The sequence below is a fragment of the Pseudomonas arsenicoxydans genome (genome assembly GCF_006438915.1).
Lineage (GTDB): Bacteria > Pseudomonadota > Gammaproteobacteria > Pseudomonadales > Pseudomonadaceae > Aquipseudomonas > Aquipseudomonas arsenicoxydans_A.
Window position 1 is genome coordinate 59,595 of record NZ_RCZE01000006.1, and the last position, 16,946, is coordinate 76,540.

A 16,946-nucleotide genomic window follows, 5' to 3' on the forward strand; every position below is an offset into this window, starting at 1 on the left:
CTAACAATGCACACGGTGCGTATAACGGCAGCTACGCCATAATGCGCGCCGAGATCAAAGGAGCATCTAATGAGCAGCACTGCAAACACTGCTGAAGGCGAAAAAATTCTTATTGTTGACGACGATCCGGGGCTCAGCAGCCTGCTGGAGCGCTTTTTCGTCAGCAAGGGCTACCGCGCCCGCGCCGTACCGAACACCGAGCAAATGGACCGCCTGCTGGCGCGCGAAGTGTTCAACCTGGTCGTCCTCGACCTGATGCTGCCCGGCGAAGACGGCTTGACCGCTTGCCGCCGCCTGCGCACGGCGAACAATCAGATCCCGATCATCATGCTGACCGCCAAGGGCGACGAGCTGAGCCGTATCAAGGGCCTGGAACTGGGCGCCGACGATTACCTGGCCAAGCCGTTCAACCCGGACGAGCTGATGGCCCGCGTCAAAGCGGTCCTGCGTCGTCAGTCGACGCCGGTGCCAGGTGCACCGGGCAGCGAAGATGAAAGCGTGACGTTCGGTGATTACGAACTGTCGCTGGCGACCCGCGAACTCAAGCGCGGTAACGAAGTGCACATGCTCACCACCGGTGAGTTTGCGGTCCTCAAGGCATTGGTCATGAACGCGCGTCAGCCACTGACCCGCGACAAACTGATGAACCTGGCCCGTGGCCGGGAGTGGGATGCCCTGGAGCGTTCCATCGACGTGCAGATCTCCCGTCTGCGCCGGATGATCGAACCCGATCCGTCCAAGCCGCGCTACATCCAGACTGTCTGGGGCGTGGGCTACGTGTTCGTTCCGGATGGCGCCGCCACCAAGTGATCGGCGATTTGTAGGAGCGGGTCTTGCGGGCAACAGTCAGATGACGTTGTCCGCAGACTCGCGATCCGCAATATGCGAGCATCGCTCGCTCCTGCAAGTGTGTAGCGGTTATCCATGAAAACCCCCGTTTGGTTCCCCCAGAGTTTCTTCTCCCGCACCCTTTGGCTGGTGCTGATCGTCGTCCTGTTTTCCAAGGCGCTGACCCTGGTTTATCTGTTGATGAACGAAGACGTGCTGGTGGACCGTCAATACAGCCACGGCGTCGCCCTGACGCTGCGCGCCTATTGGGCCGCCGATGAAGAAAACCGCGCGAAGATCGCCGATGCTGCCACGCTGATCCGGGTAGTGGGGGCCGGTGTGCCGGAGGGCGAACAACATTGGCCGTACAGCGAGATTTACCAGCGGCAGATGCAGGACGAGCTGGGCGCCGACACTGAAGTCCGATTACGCATGCACTCGCCGCCAGCGCTGTGGGTCCGGGCACCGAGCCTGGGCGACGGCTGGTTGAAAGTGCCGCTGTATCCGCATCCGTTGCGTGGCCAGAAGATCTGGAACGTTCTCGGCTGGTTCCTTGCCATTGGCTTGCTGTCGACGGCGTCGGCGTGGATTTTCGTCAGCCAGCTCAATCAGCCGTTAAAACGTCTGGTGTATGCCGCAAGGCAACTTGGCCAAGGCCGCAGCGTGCGTCTGCCGATCAGCGATACGCCGAGTGAAATGACTGAGGTGTATCGCGCCTTCAACCAGATGGCCGAAGATGTCGAGCAGGCCGGGCGAGAGCGCGAATTGATGCTGGCGGGGGTGTCCCACGACTTGCGTACGCCCTTGACCCGATTACGCCTGTCCCTCGAGTTGATGGGGGATCGAACAGACCTCACCGACGACATGGTGCGCGACATCGAGGATATGGATGCGATTCTCGACCAGTTCCTGGCGTTCATTCGCGATGGCCGTGACGAGTCGGTGGAAGAGGTTGACCTCAGCGACCTGGTTCGCGAAGTCGCTGCGCCGTATAACCAGAACGAAGAAAAAGTACGTCTGCGCCTGGAACCTATCCAGCCATTTCCGTTGCGTCGAGTGTCGATGAAACGCCTGTTGAACAACCTGATCGGCAATGCCTTGCACCACGCGGGCAGCGGCGTTGAGGTGGCGGCTTATGTCTCCGGTGATACCAGCGCACCGTATGTGGTGCTGAGTGTCATGGACCGTGGGGCGGGGATTGATCCTTCCGAACTGGAGGCGATCTTCAATCCGTTCACCCGCGGGGATCGTGCTCGGGGTGGCAAGGGGACCGGATTGGGTCTGGCGATCGTGAAGCGCATCGCTTCGATGCATGGCGGGAATGTCGAACTGCGCAATCGCTCCGGTGGCGGCTTGGAAGCTCGGGTGCGGTTGCCGCTAGGGCTAATGTTGCCTCGGGATGCGGTTTAACAGCTGACATCTTCGCAGGGGCTGATGGCCCCTTCGCGAGCAAGCCCGCTCCCACATTAGACCGAGTCGCTGGATAGTACACGGTCAACTGTGGGAGCGGGCTTGCTCGCGAAGGCGGCCTTCCGGCCGCCGAAAAAATCAGGGTTAACCCTTACCCTTGGTCCGAGTCATATTCGGCCCGCCATTCTTCTCAAGATGCTCAATGATGATCCCCGCCACATTCTTCCCGGTGGTGGTCTCGATCCCTTCCAGACCCGGTGACGAATTCACCTCCATCACCAGCGGCCCGTGATTGGAGCGCAAGATATCCACACCCGCCACCGCCAGGCCCATCACCTTCGCCGCACGCAATGCGGTCATGCGTTCTTCCGGTGTGATCTTGATCAGGCTGGCACTGCCACCCCGATGCAGGTTGGAACGAAACTCCCCAGGCTTGGCCTGGCGCTTCATCGCCGCGATCACCTTGTCGCCGACCACGAAGCAACGAATGTCCGCGCCGCCGGCTTCCTTGATGTATTCCTGGACCATGATGTTCTGCTTCAGGCCCATGAACGCTTCGATCACCGACTCTGCCGCCGTCGCGGTTTCACACAACACCACGCCAATGCCTTGGGTGCCTTCCAGCACCTTGATCACCAGCGGGGCGCCGTTGACCATGTCGATCAGGTCGGGAATGTCATCCGGGGAGTGCGCGAACCCGGTTACCGGCAAACCGATCCCGCGACGTGACAGCAATTGCAGCGAGCGCAGTTTGTCCCGCGAGCGGGCAATGGCCACCGATTCATTGAGCGGAAACACGCCCATCATTTCAAATTGACGCAACACCGCGCAGCCATAAAACGTTACCGATGCACCGATCCTTGGGATCACCGCATCAAACCCTTCCAGCGGTTTGCCGCGGTAGTGGATCTGCGGCTTGTGGCTGGCAATGTTCATGTAGGCGCGCAGGGTGTCGATCACCACCATTTCGTGGCCACGCTCGGTACCGGCTTCAACCAGACGACGAGTGGAATACAGACGCGGGTTCCGCGACAGCACAGCGATCTTCATGCAACACCTGTGGAGGAGGTAGATACCGGGAACACCGGCTTGTCTTGTACGTACTTGATGCCCGGATTGACCACCAGTTGGCCGTGAATCAGGGCTTTGGAACCGAGTAACAGGCGATAACGCATGGATTTGCGGCAGGCGAGCGTGAACTCGACCCGCCAGACCCGATCACCGAGGGCCAGGGTGGTGCTGACCACGTATCGCTTCTGCGCGTGACCGTTGGAGCTTTTAATGGTTTTCATCGTCACCAGCGGCGCTTCGCAGCGTCGATGACGCAATTGCACCACCGTGCCCAAGTGCGCGGTGAAGCGAACCCACTGCTCGCCATCGCGCTCGAACGGCTCGATGTCGGTGGCATGCAGGCTGGAGGTACTGGCACCGGTGTCGATTTTTGCCCGCAGGCCCGCGACTCCCAAATCAGGGAGCGCCACCCACTCGCGCAGACCGACAACGGTCAAATGATCAAATGTCTTCAAAGTTGCTCAACCGGTAGAAACCGCACAGGTCCGCAAGCGGCCGAATTCGCGGTATTCACGCAGAATAATGGTTAAAAGGCGACAGATATCTACGGCCCGGATTTCCAGCCCTCCGAGGAGGTTCTGGAATGCATGCATTGTAATCCGCGCCGGTGGAATTCTTGGTACGACTGAAACGGTAGTACAGTTCACCAATATTTCAGAATGAGGAAATTCCATGGCACAAAAAAATGAAGAGGACGACAAAGTCCGCCTCGATAAATGGTTATGGGCTGCGCGGTTTTATAAAACCCGAGCCTTGGCCAAGGCCGCGATTGAAAGCGGCAAGGTGCATTGCCGTGGCGAGCGCTGCAAGCCGGGCAAGGAGCCAAGAGTAGGCGATGAATTTGTGATTCGCGCAGGTTTCGAAGAGCGCACGGTGGTGGTTCAGGCATTATCGATCGTTCGCCGTGGCGCGCCGGAGGCTCAGACGCTGTACGCCGAAACCGAGGCCAGCATCGCCAAACGCGAAAACGCCGCGGCCCAGCGCAAGGCAGGTGCGCTGGGGATGACCACCGATGGCAAACCGAGCAAGAAACAGCGCCGGGATCTGTTCAAGTTCCGTGGCAGCAGCAACGACGAGTGAGTCAGGAATTTCTCGGGCGATGTTCAGTCCGTCATCGCGGGCAAGCCCGCTCCCACAGGGAAATGCGGTTAACGATGGGAGCGTGGCTTGCCCGCGATCGAGTGCGCAGCACTCGCCAGACGCCACCTTATCCCCAGGGAAGACTTGCAATTTCCCGATCGAGCAACCATATCGGGTGATTCGCCAGCGGCGCATCGAGCGGACAAACAGCCACTCGTCGAAAATCACACACAGCCTCTGACCTGTAGGCCATAACCAGAAGGCCAGCAGTGCCAGAGACGCAAAATCGCGAGAGCCCAAACCGGCGGACGTTCCTCCTTGCTTGGAACAACCCCGGATTGTTCATAAAATACCGGCCATGGCCGAGCACGCGCGATTTTTGACCGTTGAACTCCAATGTCACCCATTCAGATACCCAGACCTATGACCGACCTACCGGATAACGACTTCACCCAACGCTTCATCTTCGATGACAGCGACACCCGTGGCGAGCTGGTCTCGTTGGAGCTCAGCTACGCCGAAGTCCTGGCCAAGCACGCCTATCCGGAACCGGTCCAGCAACTGCTCGGCGAACTGATGGCGGCCGCCTCGCTGCTGGTCGGCGCGCTGAAGTTCGATGGCTTGCTGATCCTGCAGGCCCGCTCCGACGGCCCGATCCCGCTGCTGATGATCGAGTGCTCCAGTGAACGCGATATCCGCGGCCTGGCCCGTTACGAGGCCGACCAGATCGCCCCCGACGCGACACTCGCCGACCTGATGCCGAACGGCGTGTTGGCGCTGACAGTCGACCCGACCCACGGTCAGCGCTACCAGGGCATCGTCGACCTCGACGGCGAAACCCTGTCCGAGTGCTTCACCAATTATTTCGTCATGTCCCAGCAGGTCGGCACCCGCTTCTGGCTGTACGCCGATGGCCGTCGTGCCCGTGGCCTGCTGTTGCAGCAACTGCCCGCCGACCGCTTGAAAGATGAAGAAGAACGCGCCGCCAGCTGGCAGCACATCACCGCGCTGGGCAGCACCCTGACCGCGGATGAACTGCTGAGCCTGGACAACGAAACCGTGCTCCATCGCCTCTACCACGAAGAGCAGGTGCGCCTGTTCGACGTACAAAAACTGCGCTTCCGTTGCAGCTGCTCGCGCGAGCGTTCAGCCAATGCCCTGGTCAGTCTGGGTGTGGAGGATGCGCAAAACCTGGTCGTCGAACACGGTGGCAACATCGAGATCGATTGCCAGTTCTGCAATCAGCGCTACCTGTTCGATGCCGCCGATATCGCTCAATTATTCGCCGGAGCGGGCGTCGACACGCCGTCAGATACCCGTCACTAAAACGGTTCAGCGCAGGTAAATTCACTGGTTAGTGCCGGTATTACGCCGTTACGACGGGAGGGCCCTACTCTTTTTGGGCTTTTCTGGCATAATCCGGCCCACTTTTTCTCGCGGTAGTAGTGCACGACTTTCTACTACAAAACGTTTGGAGCACTCGGCCACTGGCCGATGGGGAACCTCATGACGCAAGCCAATAACGCCGTGTACACCGATCTGAGTGTTGATGATCTGGTTAAAGAAGCCCTGACTCGCGGTGAAGGCGAGCTTGCCGATACCGGCGCGCTGGTTGTTCGCACCGGTCACCGTACCGGCCGTTCGCCAGTCGACCGTTTCATCGTTGACGAGCCGACCACTCAGGCTGCTATCGCCTGGGGCCCGATCAACCGCAAGTTCCCGGCCGACAAGTTCGATGCCCTGTGGGACCGCGTCGAGGCGTTCAACAACGCGCAAGAGCATTTCGTTTCCCACGTGCATGTAGGCGCGGCTGCCGATCACTACCTGGCCGTGAAAATGACCACCCAGACTGCCTGGCAGAACCTGTTCGGTCGTTGCCTGTTCATCAACCCGGCCCAGTACAACCCGGCTGGCCGTGATGAGTGGCAGGTGCTCAACGTCGCCAACTTCGAATGCGTTCCTGAGCGTGACGGCACCAATTCCGATGGTTGCGTGATCCTCAACTTCGCACAGAAGAAAGTGCTGATCGCCGGCATGCGTTACGCCGGTGAAATGAAGAAAGCCATGTTCTCCGTGCAGAACTTCCTGCTGCCGGCTTCCGACGTGCTGCCAATGCACTGCGCTGCCAACATCGGCGAAGCAGGCGACGTGACCCTGTTCTTCGGTCTGTCCGGCACCGGTAAAACCACCCTGTCGGCCGACGAAAGCCGTTACCTGATCGGTGACGACGAGCACGGCTGGGGCGAAGGCGTGGTGTTCAACATCGAAGGTGGTTGCTACGCCAAGTGCATCGACTTGTCCGAGAAGAACGAGCCGGTCATCTGGAAAGCCATCAAGCACGGCGCAGTCCTGGAAAACGTCGTTATCGATGACGCCAAGCACGCCGACTACGCTGACGTCAGCCTGACCCAGAACAGCCGCGCTGCCTATCCGCTGGAGCACGTTGCCAAGCGTTCCGAGATGAACCTCGGTGGCGAGCCAAACGCTGTGATCTTCCTGACCTGCGACCTGACCGGCGTACTGCCGCCAGTGTCGATCCTCAGCGAAGAACAAGCGGCCTACCACTTCCTGTCCGGCTACACCGCTTTGGTGGGCTCGACCGAAATGGGTTCCGGCAGCGGCATCAAGTCGACCTTCTCCACCTGCTTCGGCGCACCGTTCTTCCCGCGCCCGGCTGGCGAATACGCTGAGTTGCTGATCAAGCGCATCCGCGGTTTCGGCTCCAAGGTTTACCTGGTCAACACCGGCTGGACCGGTGGTGGCTACGGCGTTGGCAAGCGCTTCAACATCCCGACCACCCGTGGCGTGATTGCAGCGATCCAGAGCGGCGCGTTGATCGGTGCTGAAACCGAACACCTCGACACCATCAACCTCGACGTGCCGTTGGTTGTACCGGGCGTTGAGACTGGCCTGTTGAACCCACGTAACACCTGGGCTGACAAGGCTGCTTACGATGAAGCTGCCAAGGCACTGGCCGGGTTGTTCGTTGAGAACTTCAAGAAGTTTGAAGTGAGCGACGCGATCAAGGCTGCCGGGCCTAATTTGTAAGTGTTGGTTTGATGTAATGAAAAAGCCGCCCTTTGAGGGCGGCTTTTTTATGGGCGATACACAAACACTCACGAGCTCAATTGCCGGAAAGCCGAAACGCTGGCGCCATGTTGTCTTGTTCGCGCCTCGACAGTCCCAGCGCGCTGGCCAGTGTTGCCCATTGGCTGACGGCCTCTTGGAAACTCTCAATAATTTCTTCCGCATCCGCACGTTTGACTCGAAAGTATTCGGCCACTTCTCGAGCGAGTTCAAGGTCCAGTGCGTTGTCGGCGTTTGTGATGTTGAGCTTCAATCCATCGGCGTGTGGTACCGGGTTCATGTCATAGGCATCAGACAGACGCCAGCCCCGACCTGGGTCAAGGAGAAAGCCATGGTTGCGCATGTGATCATCAGTATTGGAAACGAGGATGTTGAACACGATACGTGACCAAAGCTCGCGCAAATCTGTGTTGGGTTCTGAACCGTGTTCCATGAGCACTTCTGCCAGCTCAAGGTAGCTGGCGCCTACCGATGCATCGTCACCGTCCACACGGTCTGTCATGGTCATGGCTGAGGCGAAATGTAATCGGCCACCCGTTTCGGTACGGTCAAAGCGCTTGACCATGAAACAGTGATGATCGCTTGCGAAGCGACAGGCTCTGCCGGTTGCGACCCGCAACCCGCAATGATTCGCCAAGGCGTTCACCACCATTTCCCAGCCTCCGACGTCGTAGTCATCACGTGTGCTGGGGAACTTCGCAATCCATAAATGACCATGCTCGTCAGCAACGCTTGCCTTGGGTCTGGCGCCACCCAGTGAACCGCCGGGAGCTATCAGCATCCTTAGCCACTCGCGCCCATCGGGAGACGTGTTATCTGGATCGCTCTCCAACGCACGACTTGCCTCCTCAAGTGCGCGCAACTCCACAAAAGGTGGGGCCGCCAAGCCATCACGATCATCCAGAAAGTTGCCTTCGTCGTTGAGCTTGTAGCGAATTGCCCCGACTCGATAGAGGTCATGAACGCCCAGGAGGAAATCCGATTCGTATAGCTTGGCGCCTACCGGCGCTGCCCCGTCTCGGATATCTCGCTCCAATCGCCGCTTCATCAGCAATTGACCCCATCGATCCGGGCTTGAGTCGGCAAAAACGCCGAACCGTGACTGATGTTGACCAGGAAACTGTCGGCCTTCAAATAGGCCAATGCGGGGATCCAGCGACGTGAAGCTCAACTCAGGATCGGCCAAGGCAGCAGCGTCGTACTCAAACTCGAACACATCGGTTGAACGCGCCTTTCTGGCATGCAGCAATCCCAAGCGTCTTGGTCCGTTCAAGGATTCCCAGTCGGCATATACCGCGATCAGCGTCATTTTCAGTCCGTCGTAGGTTTAGGTTTTTTCTTCGTTAGCAAACTGGATAAAGAATGGGTGTTCAAAGGGAAATCAACGGAAATATCTGATTTGGAGATCGGATTACCCAAGGCTTCTGTCTCCCTTTCACGAATAGGCTGCGATGCCTTCGCTGGGGGCAAGCTTCGTGCTCGTTGGCGTTTTACGGGGGCTAGTTGCGCGTCTTGCAGTTGGCGCCCCAACTCATCTGCTGCGGCGAGCTTGCTCAAGTCTTTCTCCAGGCCCAGCACCTGCATCACGGATAAATAAGCGCCCATCGTCACACCTGATCCGCCGGACTCCAGAGAGCGCAATGTTGTTAGTGACATGCCTGCTCTCTCGGCGACTTGTCTGGCTGTAAGCCTGCGACGCAACCGAGCGAGTTTCAGTCGTTCGCCAAATTCGGCGAGCAGCTTGGTCGCAGCCGGCAATAGGGGCGCTGTCTTCTTTGCCATATGCCATTATTCCTTCATTTTTTAGCTTTAATAGCCAGAATAATAGCACTTATGTAGTTCTTTGCTGGACGGGATGCCGAGGCGCGAGATCCAGCTTTGTTCTGTCCCGCAGCTTCAGATTTACGCGGTAAAGGCGAGAGATAAATTATTTAAAAATGCCATTATTCCACCTGAATTTGCCATAAATAGGCAGAATAATGGCACTTATGAGTTGTGTTGGTTGCCTTCATGAAATCGATGCTGAACTGTTCTTCAAGCGTTTCCATCAAGTGCTGCGCATCGCCACCGTCACCGCCTAGGTCGAGATAAATAGAGGTGGTCAGGCTGATAGTTTTGCGTTCGGGCAGGCCGAGTTCTTCGTGCAGCAACTGAATGAGCAGACGCATGGCGTGGTCGTCGGGAAGTCGGGGGCGAGGTTCATGGTTCTGGAGTCCGATTGGGCTTGCGCGGATCTTATTAGGCGTCTCGATTTGGGTGAAGCATGAATCTTTTGATCGTTCTGTCGCCGACGACTATAGGTGCGAGCCACCAAGCAGCGATAGACGACAAAGAGACCCGGCCTGTAGGAACCGGCCGAGCCTTGACTAGTCCTTTTCTATAGGAATTTTCCGCGGCGAATTTTCTCCCGTTTTTCCGCCATCAACTTTCTCGCCTCTTCATCAGAAATACTCGGCCGAGGATCATCAATGCCGGCCTGAACCTGCTCGATGAACCACGCCTCATAGGCAGCTTCGTCGATGTGAGCCTCACTGTCTTTGCAGGGCTGTTTCTCTATCACCGGTGTTTACCTCTGATCGCTTCAATGACCGTATTAACGAATATGCCGATACGAATCCACATCCGCCAAGCCAGTGCTCAACCCGGTCGCCGGCGCGTAGATCGTGCCCCGCACCGCCGAGAACTTCACCCCGTTACTGCCCAGCGAAACATACCGTTCGCCCTGGTCCAGTTCGGTGAAGTAGGTGTAGGAGTACTTTTCCATGGCTTTGTATTTCGCGGCGTCGCGGGCCATGGCGTTGTGATGGTTTTGCAGGTCGGCCGGGGTCAGGTTGAGGGTTTTGTTTAGCGGTACGCCCCAGCGCTTCAGGCACACTTCGGCAAAGTGGCGGACGATCAGACCAGGTTCGGCCAGCGTTTTCGGGCCGCTGACACCATCGGCCGAGGCATTGCCGACCAGGGTGCCATGGCGGCCGGGCAGGGGGTAAATGTGGGTTCGGGTGCCGGTGGCCGTTTGCGGGATGACACAGCTGAAACCTTTGGAGCGCTCGTCGCGTGCGTAGAAGCCGACGTACTCCTTTACATTGGCGTTGAGTTTTACTTTGTCTTCCTGAAAGTTACTGATGCCGGGTACCGGGTCAATCGCAAAAATACTGACGGGAATGTTTTTTAATGCCGCATCTTTAAACATGGCATTGGCCAGCATATGGCAACTGATCCCCCCGCGGCTCCATCCGACCAGATTAACTTTGGTGGGGATAATGCCGTCTTTGCGGAAAGTCTTGATGATTTGCTCTTGTAACTTTTGTTGGGTCACGCTGCGTTCACCGTAATTATATTTACGCCATAGCCAGGAACCTTCGATTTTCACGTCGTCAATGGGAATACCGGCAGCCTTGAGGCGGTTGTATTCGGTCTCGGTCAACTGTTCTCGCTGCCAGTCACACTTGCCTTTGATGATATTGACGGCGTGTTTGACGTTCTCCTCCCAGCCTTTTCCGAACAGGGTGCCGCTGAGGCCGTAGTCTTTGGACTGGGTAAACAGTTCATCAGCTTGCAGGTTGCTGGTACCCGGACCATCGATCACGATCCATTCGGCAAACTCTCGTCCACCGTGAAGAGAAGCCAGGGTCGAAACCAGTTCGCCATTCCAGTAAGTTGGATTTTTATTGTCAAACTTAGTCGAACCGGTGCCGCAAAAGAAAATAGTTAATGTAGTCATTGTTGTGCTCTTGTTTGATTAAAGAGCGGGCAGATTAGTATCGGTCGTTTAAATATTGAAAGTGATGGATTGTTTCTATGTTTGTGAGGGTGGTGTTCTTTGTCTGGCGATGTCGAGAAGTTCGCAGCCGTCTTGTGTTAATAAATAGAGTGCATTGACTATGTTGGGAATATCTTTTACATCCGCCTGTTTGAAGCACAGGCAATATAGCGTTTCGAGCAAGTCACTGGCCGCGCGCAAGCGTTGTTGCGCGGCGTCAAGGATCGCGCCGGTACTGGCAGCGGTATCAATGACCAACACGGGAGTATCGCTGTAACTGGTTTTGAGTGGGCGATAGCGATCTTGCATGATGTCCGTCCTGTTTTCAGCGGCGCGGCAAACTATAGGGGCGTGCATCCATGCCTCGCAATACCGCGCAAATGGACAGGGTTTGTAGGGGATTTACTGCTGGTGTCGCCTTTTGCCTACGTGCGGGCCGAGGTTTTTTTCAGCAATACCCTTGGGAGGCGAGTTTCCTACGGGATCGTCAGGCACAGCGCCTCAAGCCTCGGAAGAGGGGACGTCAGAATCTGTAGGACGTTTCGAAAACGATTGTGCACCGCATAAGGGGAAATCAGCCCGGCTCATGCTGCGAGGGCGAGCAAGCGCCGGGTGGCCATGTGGGTGCCTTAGCGACTTGACCCGCAGTGGTCAGGACGTTCGCCAGGCCTGTTGGGCCGAACACTCCAGTGTGTCGCATGCAGCGAGCAGCGGTGGCTCCGTCGGTGGTCCACCGCAGGCACTCAGCAGCAGGGAAGTCAGGATCATCGCAATGGCATAAATCGATTTTTGGAGCATGGTCATTCCTTGTTCAATGTCGCGCCCATCAGGCGTCCTGCCGTGATGTGAAATGCGCGGACGATTGTTTTGCGAGAAAGACCTTACTGCCAGAGTGAATGGCGCTGCGAGGAACAAAGTGTTTCGTTTGTTTCATTCTGTGGCCAGGCCCCATCGGGCGACGCTGTATCATCCCGTATCGTTTTGATCCCCGACCTTTTCTCGACTCGCTGCGTTTGCCGGCTAGGCTTTGGACTTCGCAGCGGTCAACGGAGTGACAGCTTATGCACAACACCCTGGAACAGGTTTTCGGTTATCCACAGTTTCGTCCCGGTCAGGAGGCGGCAGTCAGCGCGGTGTTGGCCGGGCGCTCGGCGGCGGCGATTTTCCCCACCGGGTCCGGCAAGTCCCTTTGCTATCAGTTACCGGCCTTGTTGCTGCCGCACCTGACGCTGGTGGTTTCGCCGTTGCTGGCGTTGATGCAGGATCAGTTGGCGTTCCTGCAACGCCATGGCATTGCGGCGGGCAGTATCGACTCGGCGCAGAGTCGCGATGACGCCAGCGATGTGATGGCGCGGGCCAAGTCCGGCGAGCTGAAGATTTTGATGATCTCGGTGGAGCGCCTGAAGAACGAGCGCTTTCGCAACTTCCTTCAGCAAGTTCCTATCTCGTTGCTGGTGGTGGACGAGGCGCACTGCATCTCGGAGTGGGGTCACAACTTCCGCCCCGATTACCTCAAGCTGCCCGACTACCAGCGTCAGTTCAATATCCCGCAGGCACTGCTGCTGACCGCGACCGCGACGCCCAAGGTGATCGCCGACATGGAGGCCAAATTCGCTATCGCCCCGGAGGACGTGGTGACCACGGGTTTCTATCGGCCAAACCTCAATTTGTTGGTCGAGCCCGTACGCGGTCAGGACAAACGCCGACGTCTGGTCGAATGGATGAGCGAACGCCCCAATCAGCCGAGCATCGTCTATGTCACCTTGCAAAAAACCGCTGAGCACATCGCCGAACACTTAGGGCGCAATGGTATTCAAGCGGAGGCCTATCACGCCGGTCTGCCTCACGATCAACGCGAAGGCATACAAAAGCGGTTCATGGCCGGACAGTCAAATTGCATCGTCGCCACCATCGCGTTTGGCATGGGGATCGATAAGAGCGACATCCGCAACGTGGTGCATTTCGACCTGCCCAAATCCATCGAAAACTACAGCCAGGAAATCGGCCGCGCCGGGCGTGACGGTCAGCCCTCCGACTGCCTGGTGTTGGCCAACCACGACAGCCTCAACGTGCTGGAAAACTTCGTCTACGGTGACACACCCGAGCAGGACGGGATCCGCTGTGTGCTCGATGAAATGCTCGCCGCAGCGCCTGAGGAGCAGTGGGAGTTTTTGTTGGGGCCGTTAGCCGATCAAAGCAACATTCGCCAATTGCCACTCAAGACCTTGCTGGTGCAACTGGAGTTGCGCGGCTTGATCGCGCCGCGTTACGCCTACTACGCCGAATACCGGTTCAAGTATTTGCAAGAACCGGAGGCCTTGCTCGCGCGCTTCGAGGGTGAGCGCAAGGACTTTGTCGCCGCGATCATCCAGACCTCCAGCCGCGCGCGGACCTGGGCCACGGTGAACTTCGATGCGTTATACGAGCAGCATCAGGCGGAGCGCAACCGGGTGGTCAAGGCGCTGGATTATTTCCAGGAGAAGGGTTGGGTCGAGCTCGAAAGCAAGCAGATGACCGAGGTCTACAGCCTCCTGCAAACGAGCTTTGACAGTCAGGCCCTGAGTGCCGAACTGCACGCTTATTTCACACAACATGAGCGTACCGAAATCGCGCGGATTCACGCCATGCTGGACCTGTTCGCCACAGACCACTGCCTGGGTTATCGCCTGGCCGAGTATTTCGGCGACGAAAACGCGCCGCGTCAGTGCGGGCATTGCTCGGTGTGTCACGGTGATGTCGCGCGGCTGCCTGCACCACCAGAATTGCCGGCGCTTGTGGATAAAAATTTCGAAGCGCTGTGCGGTGATTTTATCCACAGGCATGAGCAACACACTGGCAACGTTCCTTCGGCTGAACGGGTGACGCGTTTCCTTTGCGGGATCAGCGTGCCGCTGTTTACCAAGATGAAGGCGCGGACTGTTTCAGGGTTTGCGGCGCTGGAAGATTATCCGTATGCCCAAGTGCGTGAATGGGCAGAGCAACATCTCTCCCACAGGAGTTAACCGGCGTCTGCGGAGAATCGGTACATCCATCCGCTGAATGTTGCTCATCACAGGAATAAATTTCAAAAACCAGCGATGGCTGACTATGGTGGGGGCTGTCTTTGGATCGCCAACAAGAGAGCAAATCATGAGCCAGACGCCATTCAATATTCAGCGCGCCGCCGTCATCGGGGCCGGCACCATGGGCCGTGGCATTGTCATGTGTCTGGCCAATGCCGGGGTGCCGGTGCAGTGGGTGGATAACAATCCGCAGATGCTTGAACAGGCGCTGGCCACCGTGGCCGACACCAACGCTCACAATGTGCGACAAGGGCGTATCGATCAGGCCGAAGCCGATGCGCGCACTGCGCGTGTGACCGCCGCGGCGGATTACGCAGCGATCCGCGAGGTCGATCTGGTGATCGAGGCAGTGTACGAAAACCTTGAACTGAAGCAGAAAATCTTCAGCGAACTGGACGGCCTGCTCAAACCCGAAGCGATTCTGGCCAGTAACACGTCGGCGCTGGATATCGATGCTATTGCCGCCGCCACTCGCCGCCCGCAGCAAGTGCTGGGTCTGCACTTCTTCAGCCCGGCCCACATTATGAAACTGCTGGAAATCGTCCGTGGCGCCCAGACTGCGCCGGCGGTGCTTGATGCGGCTTTGGCGTTGGGCAAGCGCATGGGCAAGGTCAGCGTGGTGGCGGGCAATTGCGACGGTTTCATCGGCAACCGCATGCTCAACACCTACGTACTCGAAGCGCGCAAGATGCTGCTGGAGGGGGCTTATCCCTATCAGGTGGATGCGGCACTGCAAGGATTCGGGTTTGCCATGGGACCGTTCCGCATGTACGACGTGGTGGGCGTCGACCTCGGGTGGCGCGCTCGGGAACTGGCGGGTACAGGCCAGGATGCGCCGGAGGTCCAGGTGGATAACCGGCTGTGTGAACTCGGGCGTTTCGGTCAGAAGAGCGGTAACGGTTATTACCACTACGAGCCCGGTAGCCGTCAGGCCGAGCACGATGTGGAAGTCGATGCGCTGGTGCTGCAGGTCAGCGAAGGATTGGGCTTTCAGCGTCGTGATATCAGCGCTGAGGAGATTCTTGAGCGTTGCTTGCTGGCACTGGTCAACGAAGGGGCGAAGATCCTTCAGGAAGGCATTGCGCAGTCCGCGCACGATATCGATCTGGTGTACCTCAACGGTTACGGTTTCCCGGCGGCGAAGGGCGGGCCAATGGCCTGGGCGGATCAGCAAGGCCTGGCGGACATTCACCAGCGCTTGATGGCCCTGGAAACCCGGCAGGGCGACCACTGGAAGCCGGCGCGCCTGATCGGTGAGCTGGCAGCAGTGGGTAAAGGCTTTGCGGATCGTTAGACTTCAGCCACTTCAAGACGAGAGTTGCGCATGAACCAACGCACCGACTACCCACACTTCCAGCCGATCACCACACGCTGGCACGACAACGACGCCTACGGTCACGTCAACAACGTCACCTACTACAGCTTCTTCGACACGGCGGTAAACACCTACCTGATCGAAGTCGGTGGCCTGGATATTCATGACGGCGAGGTGGTGGGTTTTGTCGTGAGTTCTGCGTGCGATTACTTTGCGTCCATCGCCTTTCCGGACCGGATCGAGATCGGACTGCGGGTCGGCAAACTCGGCAACAGTTCAGTGCAATACGAATTGGCGGTGTTCAAGCAAGGGGAAGACGAAGCCTGCGCTGCCGGACGCTTCGTGCATGTGTTTGTTGATCGTGCTTCGAATCAGCCAGTGTCGATTCCGGCCAGGTTACGTGGGGCTCTGGAGCGCCTGGTGGCGTAAGCCAGGCAAAAAAAATCGCAGCCCTAGGGCTGCGATTTTTTATGTACCGGTACCGGCCAACGAGGCGATGGAAGCCTTAGTCGCGGTAATACTTGTGATGCTTGCGATGCCCATAGGCATGACCGCGGCCAGGGTGGCGGTCACGGTAGTAGCGTCGATCATCGCCATGGCCACGATAGGAGCGATGACCATCGTCATCATCATTATTGCTCTGATTGCCCATGTAGTTACCCAGCGCGCCACCGGCGCCGCCGCCTGCTGCGGAGCCGATCAGGCTGCCGGTGGTGCCGCCCATGCTGCGGCCGACCACGTTACCGCCTGCTGCGCCCAGCGCGCCACCGATGGCGGCTTCGCCACGGCTGTGTTTGTTTGCGCCGACTGCGCTACCACCCGCGCCGCCCAGGGCCGCGCCGATGGTGGAACCTGTATTGCCGCCCAGCGACTGACCGACGACCGAGCCAAGAACCCCGCCCAATGCGCCGCCCACACCTGCTTCGGTGGTGCCGCCAGCAGAAGCAAGGCCACTGAACAAGCCAAGGGACAACAAGAGAATCGAGGAGAACTTCATGGAGGAACCTCAAGGGGATGACGACGCGATCCTGAGGCTGTGTCAGCGGTGTGACAATCGAAATCCGACGAGTAACACGACTTCAGCACATTTCTATAAGTTACTGTTTTATAGACGGAACTTAAGTGTTTTTCGTCGGTCTTTAGTTACTTCGGACGGGCCGTTTCTTTATAGAAACGGCCTTTTTTGTGGGCGATGGGAAAGTGTTTGATCCGGAGAATTTATTAATTTTGATATCGCTTTCGCGAGCAAGCCCGCTCCCACATTTAATCTTCATTGCACTCCAAGTTTGTGTTCACCGTAGATCTAATGTGGGAGCGGGCTTGCTCGCGAAGG

17 protein-coding genes and 2 pseudogenes are annotated in these 16,946 nt (G+C 57.8%); 8 read left to right on the forward strand and 11 right to left on the reverse strand.

All coding sequences use genetic code 11. The features are described 5' to 3' along the window. Positions 1-69: 69 nt before the first annotated feature. Both ompR and EAH78_RS13815 read left to right on the forward strand, forming a co-directional pair. Positions 70-810, forward strand: coding sequence for a two-component system response regulator OmpR (gene ompR, locus EAH78_RS13810; protein ID WP_123436313.1), 741 nt, complete (start codon positions 70-72; stop codon positions 808-810). A 114-nt stretch (positions 811-924) separates the two neighbouring features. Continuing rightward, entirely contained in the window at positions 925-2,238 is a 1,314-nt protein-coding gene (locus EAH78_RS13815; RefSeq protein WP_140668030.1) for an ATP-binding protein, read from the forward strand. Positions 2,239-2,382: 144 nt separating this feature from the next. Here the strand turns inward: EAH78_RS13815 and rimK are convergent, their stop codons facing one another. Both rimK and EAH78_RS13825 read right to left on the reverse strand, forming a co-directional pair. Continuing rightward, complete coding sequence (rimK, locus tag EAH78_RS13820) at positions 2,383-3,288, reverse strand: 30S ribosomal protein S6--L-glutamate ligase (protein ID WP_007949201.1); 906 nt, start codon at positions 3,286-3,288, stop codon at positions 2,383-2,385. Further along, on the reverse strand, positions 3,285-3,746 hold the full coding sequence (locus EAH78_RS13825) for an ATP-dependent zinc protease family protein (protein WP_175649051.1): 462 nt from the start codon (positions 3,744-3,746) through the stop codon (positions 3,285-3,287). The genes rimK and EAH78_RS13825 overlap by 4 nt, the downstream gene beginning before the upstream one ends. A 235-nt stretch (positions 3,747-3,981) precedes the next feature. On the opposite strand from EAH78_RS13825, the gene EAH78_RS13830 reads away from it, so the two are divergent. Next, on the forward strand, positions 3,982-4,389 hold the full coding sequence (locus tag EAH78_RS13830; protein WP_027922234.1) for an RNA-binding S4 domain-containing protein: 408 nt from the start codon (positions 3,982-3,984) through the stop codon (positions 4,387-4,389). Between the two features lie 139 nt (positions 4,390-4,528). Here the strand turns inward: EAH78_RS13830 and EAH78_RS32710 are convergent. Then, a pseudogene (locus tag EAH78_RS32710) lies at positions 4,529-4,735 on the reverse strand (phosphatase PAP2 family protein); the annotation flags it as partial. Between the two features lie 77 nt (positions 4,736-4,812). Between EAH78_RS32710 and hslO the strand changes: the two are divergent. After that, positions 4,813-5,715 (forward strand): Hsp33 family molecular chaperone HslO, encoded by a 903-nt coding sequence (gene hslO, locus EAH78_RS13840; RefSeq protein WP_027922233.1) that lies wholly within the window; start codon positions 4,813-4,815, stop codon positions 5,713-5,715. A 180-nt stretch (positions 5,716-5,895) separates the two neighbouring features. Next, positions 5,896-7,437 (forward strand): phosphoenolpyruvate carboxykinase, encoded by a 1,542-nt coding sequence (locus EAH78_RS13845; RefSeq protein ID WP_140668031.1) that lies wholly within the window; start codon positions 5,896-5,898, stop codon positions 7,435-7,437. Between the two features lie 76 nt (positions 7,438-7,513). On the opposite strand, the gene EAH78_RS13850 is transcribed toward EAH78_RS13845, so the two are convergent. The 7 genes and pseudogenes from EAH78_RS13850 to EAH78_RS32150 form a co-directional block, all read right to left on the reverse strand. After that, positions 7,514-8,785 (reverse strand): type II toxin-antitoxin system HipA family toxin, encoded by a 1,272-nt coding sequence (locus EAH78_RS13850; RefSeq protein WP_140668032.1) that lies wholly within the window; start codon positions 8,783-8,785, stop codon positions 7,514-7,516. A 2-nt stretch (positions 8,786-8,787) separates the two neighbouring features. After that, positions 8,788-9,258, reverse strand: a complete 471-nt coding sequence (locus tag EAH78_RS13855; RefSeq protein ID WP_140668033.1) for a helix-turn-helix domain-containing protein — start codon at positions 9,256-9,258, stop codon at positions 8,788-8,790. Positions 9,259-9,485: 227 nt separating this feature from the next. Next, positions 9,486-9,679, reverse strand: a pseudogene (locus EAH78_RS13860) (phosphopantetheine-binding protein); the annotation flags it as partial. Between the two features lie 174 nt (positions 9,680-9,853). Next, the gene (locus EAH78_RS13865; protein WP_140668035.1) at positions 9,854-10,036 is read right to left on the reverse strand and encodes a hypothetical protein; all 183 of its coding nucleotides are present in this window, start codon (positions 10,034-10,036) and stop codon (positions 9,854-9,856) included. A gap of 33 nt (positions 10,037-10,069) precedes the next feature. Beyond that, a complete protein-coding gene (locus tag EAH78_RS13870; RefSeq protein ID WP_140668036.1) occupies positions 10,070-11,197 on the reverse strand; it encodes a hypothetical protein in 1,128 nt (375 codons plus the stop codon). Positions 11,198-11,272: 75 nt separating this feature from the next. Further along, the gene (locus EAH78_RS13875) at positions 11,273-11,545 is read right to left on the reverse strand and encodes a hypothetical protein (RefSeq protein WP_140668037.1); all 273 of its coding nucleotides are present in this window, start codon (positions 11,543-11,545) and stop codon (positions 11,273-11,275) included. Between the two features lie 342 nt (positions 11,546-11,887). Continuing rightward, positions 11,888-12,034: a hypothetical protein gene (locus EAH78_RS32150; RefSeq protein ID WP_161599684.1), complete on the reverse strand. Its 147-nt coding sequence runs from the start codon at positions 12,032-12,034 to the stop codon at positions 11,888-11,890. A 263-nt stretch (positions 12,035-12,297) separates the two neighbouring features. Between EAH78_RS32150 and EAH78_RS13880 the strand changes: the two genes are divergently transcribed. From EAH78_RS13880 to EAH78_RS13890, 3 genes are all read left to right on the forward strand, one after another. After that, entirely contained in the window at positions 12,298-14,238 is a 1,941-nt protein-coding gene (locus EAH78_RS13880) for a RecQ family ATP-dependent DNA helicase (RefSeq protein WP_140668038.1), read from the forward strand. A 127-nt stretch (positions 14,239-14,365) separates the two neighbouring features. Then, positions 14,366-15,592, forward strand: coding sequence for a 3-hydroxyacyl-CoA dehydrogenase (locus tag EAH78_RS13885; RefSeq protein ID WP_140668039.1), 1,227 nt, complete (start codon positions 14,366-14,368; stop codon positions 15,590-15,592). Between the two features lie 30 nt (positions 15,593-15,622). Next, positions 15,623-16,042 (forward strand): acyl-CoA thioesterase, encoded by a 420-nt coding sequence (locus EAH78_RS13890; protein ID WP_140668040.1) that lies wholly within the window; start codon positions 15,623-15,625, stop codon positions 16,040-16,042. A 76-nt stretch (positions 16,043-16,118) separates the two neighbouring features. Here EAH78_RS13890 and EAH78_RS13895 read toward each other — a convergent pair whose 3' ends face one another. Then, positions 16,119-16,610: a glycine zipper domain-containing protein gene (locus EAH78_RS13895; protein WP_140668041.1), complete on the reverse strand. Its 492-nt coding sequence runs from the start codon at positions 16,608-16,610 to the stop codon at positions 16,119-16,121. Positions 16,611-16,946 lie beyond the last annotated feature (336 nt).

What these genes read in the sequence shown, in the direction of transcription:
- ompR (WP_123436313.1), top strand. Translation starts at nt 70, where the DNA reads ATGAGCAGCACTGCAAACACTGCTGAAGGCGAAAAAATTCTTATTGTT.
- EAH78_RS13815 (WP_140668030.1), top strand. Translation starts at nt 925, where the DNA reads ATGAAAACCCCCGTTTGGTTCCCCCAGAGTTTCTTCTCCCGCACCCTT.
- rimK (WP_007949201.1), bottom strand. Translation starts at nt 3,288, where the DNA reads ATGAAGATCGCTGTGCTGTCGCGGAACCCGCGTCTGTATTCCACTCGT.
- EAH78_RS13830 (WP_027922234.1), top strand. Translation starts at nt 3,982, where the DNA reads ATGGCACAAAAAAATGAAGAGGACGACAAAGTCCGCCTCGATAAATGG.
- hslO (WP_027922233.1), top strand. Translation starts at nt 4,813, where the DNA reads ATGACCGACCTACCGGATAACGACTTCACCCAACGCTTCATCTTCGAT.
- EAH78_RS13845 (WP_140668031.1), top strand. Translation starts at nt 5,896, where the DNA reads ATGACGCAAGCCAATAACGCCGTGTACACCGATCTGAGTGTTGATGAT.
- EAH78_RS13850 (WP_140668032.1), bottom strand. Translation starts at nt 8,785, where the DNA reads ATGACGCTGATCGCGGTATATGCCGACTGGGAATCCTTGAACGGACCA.
- EAH78_RS13855 (WP_140668033.1), bottom strand. Translation starts at nt 9,258, where the DNA reads ATGGCAAAGAAGACAGCGCCCCTATTGCCGGCTGCGACCAAGCTGCTC.
- EAH78_RS13870 (WP_140668036.1), bottom strand. Translation starts at nt 11,197, where the DNA reads ATGACTACATTAACTATTTTCTTTTGCGGCACCGGTTCGACTAAGTTT.
- EAH78_RS13875 (WP_140668037.1), bottom strand. Translation starts at nt 11,545, where the DNA reads ATGCAAGATCGCTATCGCCCACTCAAAACCAGTTACAGCGATACTCCC.
- EAH78_RS32150 (WP_161599684.1), bottom strand. Translation starts at nt 12,034, where the DNA reads ATGCTCCAAAAATCGATTTATGCCATTGCGATGATCCTGACTTCCCTG.
- EAH78_RS13880 (WP_140668038.1), top strand. Translation starts at nt 12,298, where the DNA reads ATGCACAACACCCTGGAACAGGTTTTCGGTTATCCACAGTTTCGTCCC.
- EAH78_RS13885 (WP_140668039.1), top strand. Translation starts at nt 14,366, where the DNA reads ATGAGCCAGACGCCATTCAATATTCAGCGCGCCGCCGTCATCGGGGCC.
- EAH78_RS13890 (WP_140668040.1), top strand. Translation starts at nt 15,623, where the DNA reads ATGAACCAACGCACCGACTACCCACACTTCCAGCCGATCACCACACGC.
- EAH78_RS13895 (WP_140668041.1), bottom strand. Translation starts at nt 16,610, where the DNA reads ATGAAGTTCTCCTCGATTCTCTTGTTGTCCCTTGGCTTGTTCAGTGGC.